Origin of the sequence: Streptomyces sp. NBC_00876 (assembly GCF_045207435.1) — a bacterium.
GTDB lineage: Bacteria > Actinomycetota > Actinomycetes > Streptomycetales > Streptomycetaceae > Streptomyces.
The window spans coordinates 6,580,885-6,597,783 of sequence record NZ_CP108800.1 but is presented as its reverse complement, the minus strand read 5'-3'; the positions used below and the strand labels follow the sequence as shown (position 1 = coordinate 6,597,783).

The 16,899-nt window shown below is 71.4% G+C and carries 13 protein-coding genes; 12 read left to right on the top strand and 1 reads right to left on the bottom strand.

All coding sequences use genetic code 11. The annotated features are described in order from the left end of the window. The first annotated feature begins 29 nt into the window (after positions 1-29). From OG782_RS28935 to OG782_RS28905, 7 genes are all read left to right on the top strand, one after another. A complete protein-coding gene (locus tag OG782_RS28935) occupies positions 30-2,420 on the top strand; it encodes an ATP-binding cassette domain-containing protein (RefSeq protein ID WP_406455857.1) in 2,391 nt (796 codons plus the stop codon). Between the two features lie 610 nt (positions 2,421-3,030). Further along, positions 3,031-5,502, top strand: coding sequence for a nitrate- and nitrite sensing domain-containing protein (locus OG782_RS28930; RefSeq protein WP_406455855.1), 2,472 nt, complete (start codon positions 3,031-3,033; stop codon positions 5,500-5,502). Continuing rightward, positions 5,499-5,903 (top strand): roadblock/LC7 domain-containing protein, encoded by a 405-nt coding sequence (locus OG782_RS28925; protein WP_406455853.1) that lies wholly within the window; start codon positions 5,499-5,501, stop codon positions 5,901-5,903. The genes OG782_RS28930 and OG782_RS28925 overlap by 4 nt, the downstream gene beginning before the upstream one ends. Positions 5,904-5,998: 95 nt before the next feature. After that, the gene (locus OG782_RS28920) at positions 5,999-7,204 is read left to right on the top strand and encodes an ABC transporter substrate-binding protein (RefSeq protein WP_406455851.1); all 1,206 of its coding nucleotides are present in this window, start codon (positions 5,999-6,001) and stop codon (positions 7,202-7,204) included. 1 nt (position 7,205) lies between these two features. Beyond that, complete coding sequence (locus OG782_RS28915) at positions 7,206-9,236, top strand: ABC transporter permease subunit (RefSeq protein WP_406455849.1); 2,031 nt, start codon at positions 7,206-7,208, stop codon at positions 9,234-9,236. Further along, entirely contained in the window at positions 9,233-10,084 is an 852-nt protein-coding gene (locus OG782_RS28910) for an ABC transporter ATP-binding protein (protein WP_406455847.1), read from the top strand. Before OG782_RS28915 ends, OG782_RS28910 begins: the two co-directional genes overlap by 4 nt. 10 nt (positions 10,085-10,094) lie before the next feature. Continuing rightward, positions 10,095-10,814 (top strand): ABC transporter ATP-binding protein, encoded by a 720-nt coding sequence (locus OG782_RS28905; protein ID WP_406455845.1) that lies wholly within the window; start codon positions 10,095-10,097, stop codon positions 10,812-10,814. 65 nt (positions 10,815-10,879) lie between these two features. Here the strand turns inward: OG782_RS28905 and OG782_RS28900 are convergent, their stop codons facing one another. Then, positions 10,880-12,097: an FAD-dependent monooxygenase gene (locus OG782_RS28900; RefSeq protein WP_406455843.1), complete on the bottom strand. Its 1,218-nt coding sequence runs from the start codon at positions 12,095-12,097 to the stop codon at positions 10,880-10,882. Positions 12,098-12,951: 854 nt separating this feature from the next. Between OG782_RS28900 and OG782_RS28895 the strand changes: the two genes are divergently transcribed. The 5 genes from OG782_RS28895 to OG782_RS28875 are packed head-to-tail and all read left to right on the top strand — an operon-like array spanning position 12,952 to position 16,894. Continuing rightward, positions 12,952-14,304, top strand: coding sequence for an ATP-binding protein (locus OG782_RS28895; RefSeq protein ID WP_406455841.1), 1,353 nt, complete (start codon positions 12,952-12,954; stop codon positions 14,302-14,304). Positions 14,305-14,306: 2 nt separating this feature from the next. Further along, complete coding sequence (locus OG782_RS28890) at positions 14,307-14,735, top strand: roadblock/LC7 domain-containing protein (RefSeq protein WP_406455839.1); 429 nt, start codon at positions 14,307-14,309, stop codon at positions 14,733-14,735. Next, a complete protein-coding gene (locus OG782_RS28885) occupies positions 14,732-15,085 on the top strand; it encodes a DUF742 domain-containing protein (RefSeq protein ID WP_406455837.1) in 354 nt (117 codons plus the stop codon). The genes OG782_RS28890 and OG782_RS28885 overlap by 4 nt, the downstream gene beginning before the upstream one ends. After that, a complete protein-coding gene (locus OG782_RS28880; protein WP_406455835.1) occupies positions 15,063-15,689 on the top strand; it encodes a GTP-binding protein in 627 nt (208 codons plus the stop codon). The genes OG782_RS28885 and OG782_RS28880 overlap by 23 nt, the downstream gene beginning before the upstream one ends. Then, positions 15,686-16,894, top strand: coding sequence for a cytochrome P450 (locus OG782_RS28875; RefSeq protein WP_406455833.1), 1,209 nt, complete (start codon positions 15,686-15,688; stop codon positions 16,892-16,894). The genes OG782_RS28880 and OG782_RS28875 overlap by 4 nt, the downstream gene beginning before the upstream one ends. The last annotated feature ends 5 nt before the right edge of the window (positions 16,895-16,899 follow it).

Here is a 16,899-nt window from a genome sequence, read left to right as displayed (position 1 = left end):
AGACGGTCCCGCCAACCGAGGGAGACACGATGACCAGGGCCAAGAGGGCGGACACGCAGTCGCCCGCGCCGCACGCGGGCGACAGCCACGATGTGATCCGTGTGCACGGCGCGCGCGTGAACAACCTCAAGGACGTCAGCATCGAGATCCCGAAGCGCCGGCTGACGGTGTTCACCGGTGTCTCCGGCTCGGGCAAGAGCTCGCTGGTGTTCGGCACGATCGCCGCGGAGTCGCAGCGGCTGATCAACGAGACCTACAGCGCCTTCGTGCAGGGCTTCATGCCCACGCTGGCGCGGCCCGAGGTCGACGTACTCGAAGGGCTGACCACCGCGATCAGCGTCGACCAGCAGCGGATGGGCTCCGATCCCCGCTCCACGGTGGGCACCGCCACCGACGCCAACGCGATGCTGCGGATCCTCTTCAGCCGGCTCGGCAAGCCGCATATCGGCCCGCCCAGCGCTTACTCCTTCAACACCGCATCGGTCCGGGCGAGCGGCGCGATCACGGTCGAGCGCGGCGACAAGAAGACCGTGAAGGCGACGTTCAGCAGGACCGGCGGCATGTGTACGCGCTGCGAGGGCCGGGGCTCCGTCTCCGACATCGACCTGACCCAGCTCTACGACGACACCAAGTCGCTCGCCGAGGGCGCGTTCACCATCCCCGGCTGGAAGTCGGACAGCCAGTGGACCGTGCAGGTCTACGCCCAGTCCGGCTTCGTCGACCCGGACAAGCCGATCCGCAAGTACACCAAGAAGGAACTGCGGGACTTCCTCTACGGGGAACCGGTCAAGGTCAAGGTCAACGGCGTCAACCTCACCTATGAGGGGCTGATCCCCAAGATCCAGAAGTCGTTCCTGTCCAAGGACAAGGAGGCGATGCAGCCGCACATCCGGGCGTTCGTGGAGCGCGCGGTCACCTTCACCACCTGCCCGGAGTGCGACGGCACCCGGCTCAGTGAGGGCGCCCGGTCGTCGAAGATCAAGCGGATCTCGATCGCCGACGCGTGCGCGATGGAGATCAGGGACCTGGCCCGCTGGGTCGCCGGTCTCGACGAGCCGTCGGTGGGGCCCCTGCTCGACGCCCTGCGCCAGACCCTCGATTCGTTCGTGGGGATCGGCCTCGGCTATCTCTCGCTCGACCGGCCCGCCGGCACGCTGTCGGGCGGCGAGGCGCAGCGCGTCAAGATGATCCGCCACCTCGGCTCCGCGCTCACCGACGTCACGTACGTCTTCGACGAGCCCACGATCGGGCTGCATCCGCATGACATCGAGCGGATGAACGGCCTGCTGCTGCGGTTGCGCGACAAGGGCAACACGGTGCTCGTCGTCGAGCACAAGCCGGAGACGATCGTGATCGCCGACCATGTCGTCGACCTCGGTCCCGGCGCCGGTTCGGGCGGCGGCACCGTCTGCTTCGAGGGCACGGTCGAGGGACTGCGGGCCGGTGACACCATCACCGGGCGTCATTTCGACGACCGGGCCGCCGTCAAGGAGACGGTGCGCAAGGCAACCGGAGCGCTGGAGATCCGTGGCGCGACGGCGAACAACCTGCGGAAGGTCGACGTCGACGTCCCGCTCGGGGTGCTCGTCGTCGTCACCGGCGTCGCCGGCTCCGGCAAGAGCTCGCTCGTGCACGGGTCGATCCCGGCGGGCGAGGGCGTGATCTCGGTCGACCAGAGCCCGATCCGCGGCTCGCGGCGCAGCAACCCGGCGACGTACACCGGGCTGCTCGACCCGATCCGCAAGGCGTTCGCCAAGGAGAACGGTGTGAAGCCGGCGCTGTTCAGCGCCAACTCCGAGGGGGCCTGCCCCACGTGCAACGGCGCCGGCGTCATCTACACGGACCTGGCGATGATGGCCGGGATCGCCACCCCCTGCGAGGACTGCGAGGGCAAGCGCTACCAGCCTTCGGTACTGGAGTACCGGCTCGGCGGCCGGGACATCAGCGAGGTGCTCGCGATGTCGGTGGCCGAGGCCGAGGAGTTCTTCGGCGGGGGCGAGGCGCGTCTGCCGGCCGCGCACCGCATCCTCGAGCGGCTCGCCGACGTCGGGCTCGGCTACCTCAGCCTCGGCCAGCCGCTCACCACGCTGTCCGGCGGCGAACGGCAACGGCTCAAGCTGGCCACGCACATGGGTGACAAGGGCGGCGTCTACGTGCTCGACGAGCCGACCACCGGCCTGCACCTCGCGGACGTCGAGCAGCTGCTCGGCCTGCTCGACCGGCTCGTCGACTCCGGCAAGTCCGTCATCGTCGTCGAGCACCACCAGGCCGTGATGGCGCACGCCGACTGGATCATCGACCTCGGTCCCGGCGCCGGGCACGACGGCGGCAAGGTCGTCTTCGAGGGCACGCCCGCCGACCTCGTCGCCGGCCGCTCCACCCTCACCGGTGAGCACCTCGCGTCCTACGTCGGCGCCTGACCGGAAGCCCGTCCGGCCGCCGCCGGCCCGTGCGCACGTCCTGGAGCGGATCCCCCGGGGAAACCCGGGGGATCCGCGGGGGAAAGCGTCCTCTTGGTGACATGAGGGACCATGTACGTCCACTGCACACCTCGGTACCCACAAGCGGACGAAGCTCCGCCGTTCGCGCGCGTCCGGCCGAACGGATCCAACATTTCCGCAACGTCCGGCTCACGGACTGACGCCCTGTCAGCTCCCGGCGCCAGCAGTCGTACGGGACATTCCGTCTGAGCTGTCGATTGCCTGTGAAGACGCGACGGGTGCTGGTCAGGCACGGTTCGGCCGGGATGCCGGTGCCATTCCGCTTGGCCCCGGAATGCTCAACACCTGAGCTCTTCCAACCGAGTTGGATCGTTCCCGTGCCACTTCATATCCGCAAACATTCGATGCTGTACGCGTCCAGCATTCCGAGCCACGGCATAGGATCATGCCGCGCCACTGGAGCCCCTTCCTCCCCATACGCAACTGTGCAAACGATCCACCAGTGTTCCAACCGACACCCCCACAACCCGTTAACAGGTATCTGCGTGTCACCGATACTCAGCACCGGTTCCGGCGATGGAGCCGCGCAGTGAAGATCAATCGTCGTCTCGTCCTGCTCGTCACCGCACCGCTCACCGTGGCAGTCGCCTTCTCGGTACTGGCCCTCGCCCCTGCTACCGATCAGGCGCTCCAGGCCGACCGGCTGACGGCGATGGTCGATGTCGCCGCCGGCGCGGGAGAGCTGACCCAGCAGTTACAGCGCGAGCGGGTGGCAGCCACCGCCCTGGTCTCCGAACAGGGAGATACGGACGCCTTCCGATTAAGCACCGACGCGACCGACAAGAGTGTCGCCACCTTCCGCAGCAAGCTCGGGGACCTGTCCGAGGTACCCGGCAGCGCCCGGGACTCGCTGGACCGCATCGAGCGCTTCATCGATGAACTGCCCGCCCTGCGTGCCCGGGTGAGCTCGGGCAGCAGCACCATCTCCGCGCTGGCCTTCGGCTACCGGATCGTGATCGCCGACCTCAACAGCTACCGCGACGGCATCGCGCAGGCCGACGGCGTCGACGCCGACATCGCGGACCGGATCCGCGCGGCCGCCGCACTGTCCGAGGCCTCCGAGCACACGGCCCAGCAGCAGGTCACCGTGATGAGGGCGCAGGCCGCCGGCGGCTTCACCATCGCCTCCCAGCGGACGTTCGACGACAGCCGGCTCGGCTACACGGAGTCCACCGGTGTGCTGTTCGACCTCGGCCCCGGCGAATGGCGGACCTGGCTGGAGCGCACCCTCTCCGGCACGAAGGCGCTGGAGGCCCGGCGGCTCGAGGACGAGATCGGGCGCACGGGAACGACCAAGGACATCCAGGTCACCCCGAAGGCATGGCTCAAGGCCTCCAACGACCGCCAGACGCTGCTGCGTTCGGTGGAGAAACGCGTCGACGCCTCCGTCTACGCGACGGTCTCCGACGCACGCAGCAAGCTCGTCTGGACAGCCGGCGCCGAGGTCGTCCTGGTGCTGCTGACCCTGGTCGGCGTCGTCGTCGTGGCCGTCCGCCTGGGGCGCGTCATGATCCGCCGGCTGCGCGATCTGCGCAATGCCGCCCACGAGGTCGCCCACACCGGGCTGCCTGCCGTGATGAGCGAACTGTCGCAGCCCGGTGCGCTGAGCGGCGCGACACCCGAGCAGGTCGCCCTGCGCACCGGGAACCCGGTCCGGACGACGGGCGGGGACGAGATCGGCGAGGTCGGTGAGGCGTTCAACGCCGTCCACCACGAGGCCGTCCGGCTTGCCGCCCAACAGGCAAGGGTCCACGAGCAGTTCGCCGAGACACTGGTCCGGGTCGCCCGCCGGGGCGCACAGCTGACCAGTGTCATGGTGTCCGAACTGGACACGGTGCAGCGCGACGAGGCCGACCCCGAGCGCATGAAGACCCTCTTCGCCCTCGACCACCTCGCCATCCGCATGGAGCGCAACACCAACAACCTCCTGGTGCTGGGTGGTTACGGAAACGCCCGGGTGCGCTCGGCCGACATCGCCTGCTCCACGGTCATCGTGGCCGCGGCCCAGCAGATCGAGCGGTTCGACCGGGTGTCCCTCGGCGTCATCGAATCGGGTATCGGCATCTCCGCCCGCGCCGTGCACGACGTGGCGCACATCCTGGCGGAACTCCTCGACAACGCCACCCGGTTCTCGCCCCCCGACGTCCAGGTCGGAGTGGCCGTATGGCGGCTCTGGGACCGGGCCGTGGTGCAGATCGTCGACGAGGGAGTGGGCATCACTTCGGAGCGCCGCGCCCTCCACAACGCCACGCTGCGCGAACCGCAGGCCGGCCTCGCGGACGTGCGGTCCATGGGCCTGCACGTGGTGGCGCGGCTGGCCGCGCGTCACGGCATCGTGGTCGAACTGCGCGACTCATCGGGTCCCGGCACCATCGCGGAGGTCACCCTGCCCGCGGGTGTGCTGGCCGCGGCCCCGCAGGAGACCGTACCGCCGCAGGGCATGCCCGGCGCGGACGGGAGCGAGGGCGGCCGCGACAACGGTGTCCGCTACGAGACGCCGCGTCCGATCACCCGCCCCGGCCTGCCCGGCCGCAGACAGCCGGCCAACGCGGACGGGTCACCCGGCCGCAGTGGCGTCCCCGTCGGTACGGGCATCGGCGCCGGCCGGGGCACCTACGAGGGCGCGGGCTCCCGGGCCACGGCACCCGGCACCGCCGGGGACGACGGGTTCCACGGCGGCGGACCGGGCAGCGACGCGGGCGAGCGCGGCACCAGGCCCGCCCCGCACCCCGTGCACGACGAGCCGGTCTCGCGCATCGCCGGAGTCAGCTCCTCGGGGCTGCCCCTGCGACAGCGCAGCACGCCCCAGCAGTGGCCCGCCCCGGGCAAGCGGGGCGGCACCGAACAGCGTCCCGGCGCCGCCACGCCGAGGCCGTCACCACGCCGCCGGGACTCCCGGCAGGTCTCCGACGTCCTCGCGGCCTACGCCCAGGGGATCAACCGGAGCACGAACCGCGGGCGCTCCACCACCGACGACAACACCGAACGGACCAAGAAATGACCTCACCCACCGACCTGAGCTGGATCCTGAGCGACTTCGCCGGACGCATCCCGGAGGTCACCCAGGCGATAGCCGTGTCCGTGGACGGACTCGCGCTGGCCTACACCGGTGTGGAGCGTGACGACGCGGACCGGCTGGCCGCCATCGCATCCGGCGTCGTCAATCTGCTTTCCGCAGCAGCACAGTTGACGAACACGGACCCCGTCGAGCACAGCCTCACCGCGATGGAGGGCGGCTACATGTTCTCGATGGCCGTCTCCAGCGGCGCCTCGCTCCTGGTGACGACCACCAGGGAGGCGGACATCGGAGAGGTCAGCTACATGATGTCCGAACTGATCAACCAGGTCGGTGACTCGCTGTCCCCGCACGTCCGCGCCCCGAGCCCCTCGCCCACGCGCTGACCGCCGGCCGTCTCCCCCACTGCCGCACCACCCGCTCGTCGAGCGCGCTCCACAGCCAGTGACCCGATCGCCCCTTCCTCCCGATGAGAGCCTCCATGTTCTTCGACATATCCCGCCCACGCCGCCACCGCAGATTCCGGCCGGCCGGCGCTGCCGCGCTCGCCCTCGGCCTCGCAGCCGTCACCGGGTGCAGCAGCGACAGCGGCGCCGGCGACAACACCGTGAAGGTCGGCCTGGTGGCCTCCCTGTCCGGCACCTACAAGCCGGTCGGCATGGACCTGCGTGCCGGTTTCGAGCTGTACCTGAAGACCCACGACAACAAGCTGGGCGGGCGCAAGGTCCAGCTCATCGTGGCGGACGAGGGCGACGGTCCCCCGACCGCCGTCCCGGCCGCCACCAAGCTGGTCAAGAAGGACAAGGTCGACGTGCTGACCGGCCTCGTCAGCGGTGGGTCGGTCAACGCGGTGCTGCCGCTGGTCACCCAGGCCAGGATCCCCTTCCTGGGATCGAACGCCCGGCCGCCCGTCAAGGACCCCGAGTACGTGTGGACGACGAGCTTCATGTCCGACGAACCGGGCAGGGCCATCGCCCCGTACGTCAAGGAGAAGGTCGACGGACCGGTCTACGCGATCGGCCCCGACTACCAGGGCGGATACGACGAACTCCGCGGCTTCACCGACGAGTTCAAGCGCGTCAAGGGTGAGCTCGCCAACCCCGGCGGCAAGACCACCTGGACGCCGTTCCCCAAGACCACCAACTTCATGCCGTACTTCGCGGAGATCGCCAAGACGGACGCCAAGGCGGTGTACTGCTTCTACGCCGGCAAGGCCGCGATCGACTTCGCCAAGCAGTACGCGCAGTCCGACATCGCCGATCTGCCGCTGTACACGGCCTTCGTCACCGAGGGCAGCGTCCTGCAGGCGCAGGGCGCCGCGGCGAAGGACATCTACTCGGTCCTGAACTACGCGGCCGACCTGGACAACGCGGCGAACCGCAAGTTCGCCGCCGACTGGACGGCCGAGCACGACACCCAGCCGACCACGTACGCGATGGCGTCCTACGACGCGGCCGCCGTGCTGGACAAGGCGATCGCCGACGCCGCGAAGGACGGCGACGTGACGTCGAAGACCATCAACAAGGCCATCGCGGGCCTGGGCCAGATCGACAGCCCGCGCGGTGCCTGGGAGTTCAGCGACAAGGCGCACTCGCCGGTGCAGAGCTGGTACCTGCGTCAGGTGCGGCCGGACGGCGACCAGTTGGCCAACGTCATGGTCCAGGACCTGGCGACACTCGGCGGCTGACATGGAGCTGCTCGATGCCCACCTCGTGCCGGCGGTGGACGGGGTGGCCTACGGGCTGCTCCTGTTCGTGGTCGCCGCCGGCCTGAGTCTCGCGTTCGGCACCGCCGGCGTCCTGAATCTCTCGCACGGCACGCTGTACGCGATCGGCGCCTACACGGGGGCCGGGCTGAGCGACGGAACCTGGGGCGGCCTCGCCGCCGGACTGGCCGCCGGAACCGTGGCGGCGGCCGCCGCCGGAGCGGTGCTGTCCGCCGCGACGGCTCCGCTCGCCAGGCGTGGGCATCTCGCTCAGGCACTGCTGACGTTCGGGCTCGCCCTGGCCGGCGGTGATCTGCTCATCCAGCTCTTCGGGGCGGACGAGCTCCCGGTACGCGTCCCCGGCGCGCTCGACACCTCGGTGCGGCTGCTGGGGCACCGGTACCCCGCGTACCGGCTCTGCTTCATCGTGATGGCCGTACTGCTGGCGGCGTTCGGTACGTGGGTGCTGACCCGGACCCGGGTGGGGGCCGCGGTCCGGGCCTCCGCCGACGATCCGCAGATGCTCGCGGCCACCGGCTACAGCCCGCGGGCGGTGCACACCGGCGTTCTCGCGGCGGCGGGTGCGCTGGCCGGTGCGGCCGGCGTGCTCGGGGCACCGATCATCGGGCCGGGCCCCGGCACGTCCGAGAACGTGCTGATGCTGTCCCTCGTGGTGGTCGTGCTGGGCGGACTGCGCTCGCTGTGGGCGACGTTCGCCGCGGCGATCGCCGTGGGCGAGGTCCAGACGCTGGGCGTCTCGGTGCTGCCGGACCTGGCACCGTATCTGCTCTTCGCCGCGATGGCGGCGGTGCTGGTGTTCCGCTCCCGCTTCGCCGAACCGGCCGGCGCACACGGCCCGGACGGCCCCTCCCCGGATCCGGTGGACCGGCTCCGCCGCCGCCTCGCGGCGCGGCTGCGCCCGCGCGGGGCGGCGGGGCCGGTGGTGCCGGCCGGCGCTCCCTCGGCGGCCGGGGGGCTCGCGGAGCCCCGGGGGCTCGTGCGCGGGGCCGCGTGGCGGCGGGCCGCTCCGATGCCCGTCCTGCTCGCGGTGCTGATCGCGTTGCCGTGGATGCTCGACTCGTACAGCATCTCGCTGGCCGGTTCCGCGCTGGCCCTGGGGCTGCTCGCGGTCAGTGTCACCGTCCTGACCGGGTACGCCGGACTGCCCACGCTCGGCCAGACCGCGCCGTTCGCCGTGGGCGCGTACGCCACCGCGAACCTCGCGGATGCCGGATGGACGACGGGCCCGGTCCAGATCGTCCTCTCGGCGTGCGCGGCCGCGGTGTTCTCGGCGGTGACCGGACCCGCCGTGATCCGGGCCCGGGGCACCACCGTGCTGATGATCACGCTCGCCGTCGGTGAGCTGACCGGGGCGGTCATCAACCAGGTCAAGTCCGTCACCGGCGGCGCCGACGGTCTCGTCGGCTTCCCCGCCACCCGGGCGCTGTGGGGCGGGGAGGGGATGACCGGGGAGAGCGAGCTCTACACGTACGCGCTCGTCGTCTCGGTCCTCGCCGTCCTCATCACCCTGCTGGTGCTGCGCTCCCCCGCCGGGAAGCTGCTGACCGGTGTCCGGGGCGCCGAGGCCCGGATGCGTGCCTCGGGCCATCCCGTGGGGCGCTACCTGCTGGTGGCGCACATCTGCGCCGGTGCGCTGGCCGGTGTCGGCGGTTCGCTGATGGTCACCGTCCAGCAGTACCTCTCCCCCGCCGACGTCGGCTTCGAGATCGCCGCGTTCGCGCTGCTGGCGGCCGTCATCGGCGGGACGACATCGGTGATCGGCGCTCTGCTGGGCGCCGGGCTCATCGTCTTCACCCGGGACTGGGTCGCCGGTACGTGGCCCGGACACGGGCCGCTGCTGCTCGGGGCGCTGTTCATCGCGGCCGTGTACCTGCTGCCCCGCGGTCTGGCCGGCCTGCGCGGCGGCTCCGGCCGGGGCGGGCAGCCGCCGGACGGACAGCGCCCGGACCCTGCCGTCCCCGCCCCGTCCCCCGCCGGGAAGGCCGCCCCATGACGCCCGCACCGACCACCGCGCCGGTTCCACCCGTGCTGGACCTCGCCCGTCTCACCCGCAGATACGGCAGTCTCACCGCCGTCGACGACGTCAGCCTGACCCTGCCCGCAGGCGCCAGGCACGCCGTCATCGGGCCCAACGGCGCCGGCAAGACCACCCTGCTCAACCTGATCGCGGGTACGGACCGGCCCGACCACGGCACCATCTGCCTGAGCGGCGCGGACATCACGCGCAGGGGCACCGTCCGGCGCAGCCGTCTCGGTATCGCCCGCAGCTTCCAGCAACCCTCGGTGATCGCGGATCTGACGGTTCTGGACAACGTCGTACTGGCCGGCTGGCCGCACCACCCGAAGCGGCGCGGCGCCTGGCGCAGCCCGTCCCGCTACCGGCAGCTCACCGAGTCCGCGGCCCGCCATCTGGAGACCGTCGGCCTCGCGGACCTCGCCCACCGGCAGGCCGGCACGCTCTCCCACGGGCAGCGCCGCCTGCTCGACCTCGCCGCCGCGCTGGCGGGCGAACCGCGCCTGCTGCTCCTGGACGAACCGGCGGCCGGGCTGACCGACGGCGACATCGGCCGGCTGCTCGGCATCATCGGCGGTCTGCCGACGAGCATCGCGATCATCCTGGTCGAGCACCATGTGGAGGTCGTCGCCCAGCTCGCGACGTCGGTCACCGTGCTGGCGGCGGGACGGGTGCTCGTCACCGGCCCGACCCGCCAGGCGCTCGCGCACCCCGAGGTCCGCGACGCCTACCACAACACCGTTACGCAGGCGGGCCCGTCAACGGACCGCACCACGGACCCCGGTGCCGGGAACGCCGTCCCGTCCGCCACCGACGCGAGAGGATGACCGGCCCCCGATGCTCGAACTCACCGGCCTGACCGTCGGCTACCACGGCAGCACCGTCCTGCACGGGCTCGACCTGTCGGTCCCCGCCGGTACGGTCCACGCCGTCGTCGGGCACAACGGCGCCGGCAAGACCACCCTCGTCCACACCGTCGCCGGACTGCTGCGCCCCGGCGCGGGTACGGTCCGGCTCGACGGTCGCGACGTCACCGGGCAGCCCGCCCACCGGATCGCGCGCGCCGGGATCGGCCTCGTCCCTCAGGGCCGCCGTGTCTTCGCCGGGCTCACCGTCGCCGAGCACCTGCGGCTCTCGTTCCGTCCGCCGCGCCGCGGCGACACCACGCGCCCCAGTGTGTGGACGCCCGCACGGGTGCTGGAACTGCTGCCCCGGCTGGGCGAGCGGCGGGGCAACCGCGGCGCTGATCTGTCCGGCGGTGAGCAGCAGATGCTGGCGCTGGCCCGGGCGCTGCTCGGCTCGCCGAGTGTGCTGCTGCTCGACGAGCCGACCGAGGGCCTCGCGCCCGCCCTGGTGCGTCAGGTCCACGAGCTGGTGACGACACTGGCCGACGAGGGCATCGCCGTACTGCTGGTGTCCCCGAGTCCGATCCGTGCGGCCGAGTGCGCCCATGCGCTCACGGTCCTCACCTCGGGGCGCGTCGCGCTGCGCCAGGACGGGGCGGAGGCCCGTGCCGATGCCGGCGCCCTGCACGCCGCACTCGAACTCGCGCCCTGAGCAGCCCTGAGCAGCCCGGATCAGACCTGATCCGGTCGGGCCGGGGCTGATCCGGGCGAACAGGCCTACCGGGCCTTGAGGCTGTGGCCGCCGAAGCCGCTGCGCCGGTCGGAGCCGCTGTTCTGGTCCTGCCACCACCCGTCGAACTCCGGCTGCCCCATGGCGGACCAGTCCGGTGTGTTCTCGACCTGCGCACTGCCCATGCGGCGGGCGAGCGCGACCATGGCGGCGCCGATGGCACCGCGGCCGGAGTCGTACCGGTCCAGGACGTCCTTCCAGCTCTCCCCGGCCACCCAGGCGGCCTCGAGAGCGGTGGCGTCCTGAAGCGCCTTCACGCTGCCACCGCCGATGTGCGGACGCGCGACGCTGGCCGCGTCGCCGACGAGCACCATCCGTCCCGAGGTGTAGTGCGGCACCTCGAGGTCGTAGATGGGCTGGATGAACGTGGTCTCGGCGGGGGTGCGCAGCACCCTGGCCGCCCAGTACGGCGGGAAGTGCTCGGCCACCAGGGCGCGCAGGGCGGCGGTGAGTTCGGCGTTGAGCCGGCCCGGCGGCAGGGAGGTCGGGGTCCGCAGGTCGGGGTGGAGGCCGTCGGTCTGCGGGGGCGCGGTGTACAGAACCCAGTTGAGCCGGTGCCCGCCGGCGCCGTCCGGGATGCGGTAGATCATGCAGTGGCCGCCGGGGAAGACGACGTTGTGCGCCTCCTGACCGTCCGAGGGCAGGCCCTCGACGTCCGAGGAGGTGCCGCGCCAGCCGATGTAGCCGGCGTACGCCGGGCTGATGCCGGGGAACATGGCCTCACGGACGACGGAGCGGTACCCGTCGGCGCCGATCACCAGGTCGAAGTGCCCTTGGTATCCGTCGGCGAGCCGCAGCGTCACCCCGTCCGCGTCCGGCTCCAGGCCGGTGACCACGGCACCCGAGCGGTAGGTGACGTCCTCGGGCACCCGGCTGCGCAACTCGCTCCACAGGGAACCCCAGTTGTAGGCGCGGAAGGGGAACGGCTGCTCGCCGAGGGCCCGGCCGTGGTCCGCGTCGCCGTCGCGCACGCTCCACACCCGCCGGGTCAGGGGCGCCCAGGGCATCTCGGGGGCCACGTATCCGAGATCTCTCAGCTCGTCGTAGCGGTCGCTGTGAAGGGCGATGCCCACACCCCTGTCACGGAGCCGGTCATCGGCCCGCTCGAAGACGGTGACCTTGCCCGCTCCCGCGCGCGATACGGCCAGGGCCGTGGCACATCCCGCTATGCTGCCGCCGACCACGGCGATGCTGCCTCCACGCATGACTGGCTCTCCACTCATCTGGGGTTCCGGTCGCATCGCGCCGACGCGGCAGGCCGGAAGTCCGTTTGCACCAGGGCCTCTCGGGATCCTATCGAGGGGCATCCGGCCGGCGGTCCGGCGTCCGGTACGGCGAGCCGGTTCGCGCCCGGCCGGCACGGGGTCCGGTGGCCGGCTTCCTCGTCGAACTCACGTACAGCACGGATACCTTGATCGACATTGTCACGGTACAGCCGCCGGGTGTCCGGGCTTCTCAACGCGACCGCTGCGGAATCAGACGTTCAGTCAACATGGTTTCTCCCTCCCGTGCTTCACAGAAATGCCTCTCATCAGCCACAGGGGCACCGTGCGCAACGTGGCCCGTTCCAACTAGAGTTCGGTCATGTCCCCCTCGCCGGTCATCCGCTCAGATCGCCGAATGCCGGCCGGCTTCTGCGTTCCGGCCGGGCCGGGCACTCCTCATCCAGCCGGAAACGGCAGCGCACGGGCTCGTGGACGCCTCCCCCAAGCTCCGGAGCCCGGAGCCGGCCTCCGGCCGGACCGCGAGGAGGACAGGGAGCAGGCCCCGCCGCAACACGGCGCGCGCGCCGAATCCCGCCATTTCGCCGGTCCACCTGACCGTCCTCCCCTTCCCTCCTGCGTACACGGCGGCAGGGGACCCGGCGGATTCCTGATCACTCGCCCCGGCCGAACGATCCCCCGTCCACCCGCAGTCGGCCTCGGCGGCCAACAGACCCCGGAACCCCCCGGGCACTACGGAGTACAGACACGATGGAACGCCACCCCCGTAACGAGCAGTACGGCCCGACCGGCGACCTGCGCACCGGAACCGTCTCCCCGATGACCGCGAGGGCCTGATGACCGAACTGATACTGATCGTGGTCGCGTTGGCGGCCGGCACAGGTTCGACGGTCTACTTCCAGCGCAGGGCCCGCGCCCAGCGGCGCCGCGCGGACGGCCTCCAGCAGCACACCGAGCAGCTCGCGCAGCAGATCCGCGCCGCCGAGCAGTTCGCCGGCTACATCGCGCAGACCGTCATTCCGGCCGCCGCGTCGCATACCCAGAACGGACAGATCTACCAGCCCGATCTGGCGGTGCCGCCGCAGCTGGCACACACCCAGATGTCGGGCGCTCTCGGCAATCTCGCCGTTCAGGCCTGCGCCGCCGTCAGCCAGACCCGGCAGCTCGCGCAGAACGCCGCACAGGACCAGCTCGCCCAGGTCTGGAAGGAGGCCGAGCACCAGGTCGCGCAGGCGCGGCAGGAGTCGGTGGACGTGGCCCGGGCGGCGGTCCGGGCCTTCGCCTCCAGCACGGTGCAGCGGGCCGCGAAGCTGAGCAGCGCGATCAGCTCCGGCGTGCGCCGCCATGTGTCGGACGAGGCGTACGCCACGCTGGTCGAAATGGACCACCTGGCCCAGCAGATGCTGCTCACCGCGTCCGGGTACGGCGTCCTGGCCGGCGACAAGCTGTCGCGGCGCTGGCCGGCGACCACCCTCACCGACGTCGTACGCACGGCCATGGGCCGGGTCGAGGGCTACCAGCGCATCCAGCACACGGACCTGGAGTCCTTCGCCGTACAGAGCCGGGCCGTGGAGGCGGTCGTCCACACCCTGGCGGTGCTGCTGGACAACGCGCTCCGCTACTCCCCGCCCAACGCCCGGGTGCACGTCTCCCTGGAACACGGGGCGAACGCGGCCTTCCTCGTCGTGGACGACGCCGGACTGCGGATCGAGGACGAGCGGCTGAACTGGGCGCGCGAGGTGATGTCCGGCAAGCAGCGCGACGACATCACCCAGCTGGGCGCCTACCCGCAGACCGGGCTGCGGGTCGCCTCCGTGCTCGCCGACCAGTACGGCTTCCGCGTCGAGCTGACGGCGCCCAACCTGTACGGCGGCACCCGCGCGATCATCGTGCTCCCGCAGGCGCTGCTGACCACGCCCCAGCCTCCCCGGCCGTCGTCCGCGCAGAGCCTGCCGGCCGCACGTCCGGCCCCCGCCCCGGAGGCGGAACCCGCGCCGGCGCCGGCGGCCGCGCCCACCACGGCGAGCGGGCTCACCGTCCGCAGGCGCGCCGGGCGGCCCGCCACCGATGCACGGCCGGCCCCCGATCCGGTGGAGCCGGGTACCCCCGCGGTGGCCGCCGCCTGGATGGCGGGCAGCCGTCGCAGCCGGGACAACCAGAACACCGCCAGCACTGACGAAGGACGTTGAACATGTCGGACACCCACTCGAACACCTTGGGCTGGCTGCTGGACGAGCAGCTGGGATCCGTGGAGGGCGTCCGGTACGCCGTACTGATGAGCGGCGACGGCCTGCTCAAGGCCCGGACCGCGACCATCGGCCAGGAGGACGGCGAGAAGCTGGCCGCCCTGACCGCGTCGCTGCGGGCCTCGGGCCGGGCATGGGACGAGTTCAACGGCGGGCACGGCGTGCGCCAGCAGCTGATCGAGAGCGTCGAGCGGATCGGCCTGACGACGGCCGCCGGCCAGAACACGATGCTCTCGGTCGTCACGACGGGTCCGCACGCCGACGTCGGCCTGATCAGCCATCACATGGCCCTGCTCGTGGTGCGCCTGGGCGAGCAGCTCGGCACCGCGGAACGCAGGCCCGTTCTCCAGCCGGACGGAGGCTCCGCGGCATGACCGGTCCGCGGCATGACCCGGACATGGTGAGGCCCTACGTCCGCACGGGCGGAAGGGTGCGCCCGCGCCGGAACGTACTTCTGGAGAGCGTGGTCATCGCCGCGACCAGCCCCACCGACGAGCTGGGGCCCGATTCCCGGCGGGTGATGAACCTGTTCTCCGTGGGCCGCGGCGGGCTGGCCGTCGCGGACATCGCCGCCGCGCTGCAGCTGCCGCCCTCCACCATCCGGATCCTCGTCTCCTCCCTCATGGACAGCGGCCATCTGGCCAGCCCGGCGGCCGCTGTGAACGATCAGCCCGAAAACGACCTCCTGCAGAAGGTGCTTGATGGACTGCGAGAACTGGTCTGACACGCCGAACGCCGTCTCGTACGTGCCGGCCACGGTGACCCGGTCCGCCAAGATCGTGATCGCCGGCGGATTCGGCGTCGGCAAGACGACCTTCATCGGCAGCGTGTCCGAGGTGCGGCCGCTGCGGATGGAGGAGCCGATCACCGAGGACAGCGTCGGGATAGACGATCTGCGCGGCACACCGCACAAGACGACGACGACCGTGGGCATGGACTTCGGCCGCATCCACCTGGCCGGCGGCGCCCTTGCCCTGTATCTGTTCGGGCTTCCCGGCCAGATCCGCTTCCAGCCCCTGTGGGAGGACCTCGCACAGGGCGCCCTGGGCTGCCTCGTCCTGGCCGACACCCGCGACCTCGAGTCGAGCCACGGGGCGCTGAGTCTGCTCGAGGGCCAGAACATCCCCTACGCGGTCGCGATCAACGCCTTCCCCGACGCGCCCGTCTACGACCCCGAAGAACTGCGCCAGGCCCTCGCCCTGGACCCGCACACGCCGCTGACCACCTGCGACGCGCGGGACCGCACCTCCTCCCTCCATGCCCTCATCACGCTCACGGAGTACCTGATCTCGCACCGTGCAGCCATTTCCCTGGAGCCCACTTCATGACCTACACCAGCTCCGTGCCCCCGGTCGCACCGGGCAGGGTCGCTCTGTACGAACCGGGCTTCGCCGCCGACCCGCACGGTGCCTACGAGCGGATGCGGAAGACCTACGGCCCTCTGGTGCCCGTCGAGCTGTCCCCCGGTATCCCGGCCACACTGGTGATCGGCTACCTCCAGGCCCGCCGCATCCTCAACGACCCCATGTACTTCCCGCCGGACCCGCGCATCTGGGAGCAGCAGGTGCCTGCCTCGTGCCCCGTGCGGCCGATGATGGAGTGGCGGCCCAACGCCCTGCGCAACGGCGGTGCGGAGCACGCCCGTTACCGGGCGGCCAACACGGCGAGCATCAACGCCGTCGACCAGCACCGGTTGCGTGCCCAGGTGGAGAGGATCGCCTCGGAGGCCACCGCGGACTTCCTCGCGGCCGGCAGCGCCGACCTGCTCACCCAGTACGCGTGGCCGATCGCCTTCCGGATCCTGAGTGCCCTGCTGGGCTGCCCCGACGAGCTCGGAGCCCGTATCGCCGACGGAATGGCCCGGATCTTCAACACCACCGATGCCGCTCAGGGCAACCAGATCCTCGGCCAGGCCCTCGCCGACCTCGTCGCCCTGCGCCGGCGCGATCCCGCCGACGACATCACCTCGCGCCTGCTGGCCCACTCGGCGGCGCTGTCCGACGAGGAGATGAGCCACCAGCTCGTCACTCTCTACGGCGCCGGCATCGAGCCCCTGACCAACCTCATCGCCAACACCCAGCTGAAGATACTCACCGACGAGGACTTCTCCGCCGGACTGCACGCGGGCCAGTCCACGGTGCGAGACGCGCTCGACACCGTCCTGTACACCGACCCGCCGATGGCGAACTACTGCATCACCTATCCGCCCTATCCCGCGGACATCGACGGCTTCCTGCTCCCGGCCCACCAGCCCGTCGTCATCTCCATGGCGGCCTGCAACAACGACCCCGAACTCACCCAGGGGTCGGCCGGGATCTCGGGCAACCGCGCCCACCTGGCCTGGAGCATCGGCCCGCACACCTGCCCGGCCCGCTCCCACGCCTACCTCATCGCGGAGACCGCGGTCACCCATCTCCTCGATGCCCTGCCCGAGATGGATCTCGCCGTCCCCGCCGCTGACCTGCGCTGGCGTCCAGGCCCCTTCCACCGCGCCCTGGAATCGCTCCCCGTCCGCTTCGCCACCGCTCGCTGAAAGAG

Excerpts from the sequence above, each read along its gene's own strand:
- OG782_RS28910 (WP_406455847.1), top strand. The coding sequence starts at position 9,233 with ATGACGCCCGCACCGACCACCGCGCCGGTTCCACCCGTGCTGGACCTC.
- OG782_RS28925 (WP_406455853.1), top strand. The coding sequence starts at position 5,499 with ATGACCTCACCCACCGACCTGAGCTGGATCCTGAGCGACTTCGCCGGA.
- OG782_RS28905 (WP_406455845.1), top strand. The coding sequence starts at position 10,095 with ATGCTCGAACTCACCGGCCTGACCGTCGGCTACCACGGCAGCACCGTC.
- OG782_RS28935 (WP_406455857.1), top strand. The coding sequence starts at position 30 with ATGACCAGGGCCAAGAGGGCGGACACGCAGTCGCCCGCGCCGCACGCG.
- OG782_RS28885 (WP_406455837.1), top strand. The coding sequence starts at position 14,732 with ATGACCGGTCCGCGGCATGACCCGGACATGGTGAGGCCCTACGTCCGC.
- OG782_RS28895 (WP_406455841.1), top strand. The coding sequence starts at position 12,952 with ATGACCGAACTGATACTGATCGTGGTCGCGTTGGCGGCCGGCACAGGT.
- OG782_RS28900 (WP_406455843.1), bottom strand. The coding sequence starts at position 12,097 with ATGCGTGGAGGCAGCATCGCCGTGGTCGGCGGCAGCATAGCGGGATGT.
- OG782_RS28890 (WP_406455839.1), top strand. The coding sequence starts at position 14,307 with ATGTCGGACACCCACTCGAACACCTTGGGCTGGCTGCTGGACGAGCAG.
- OG782_RS28915 (WP_406455849.1), top strand. The coding sequence starts at position 7,206 with ATGGAGCTGCTCGATGCCCACCTCGTGCCGGCGGTGGACGGGGTGGCC.
- OG782_RS28875 (WP_406455833.1), top strand. The coding sequence starts at position 15,686 with ATGACCTACACCAGCTCCGTGCCCCCGGTCGCACCGGGCAGGGTCGCT.
- OG782_RS28880 (WP_406455835.1), top strand. The coding sequence starts at position 15,063 with ATGGACTGCGAGAACTGGTCTGACACGCCGAACGCCGTCTCGTACGTG.
- OG782_RS28920 (WP_406455851.1), top strand. The coding sequence starts at position 5,999 with ATGTTCTTCGACATATCCCGCCCACGCCGCCACCGCAGATTCCGGCCG.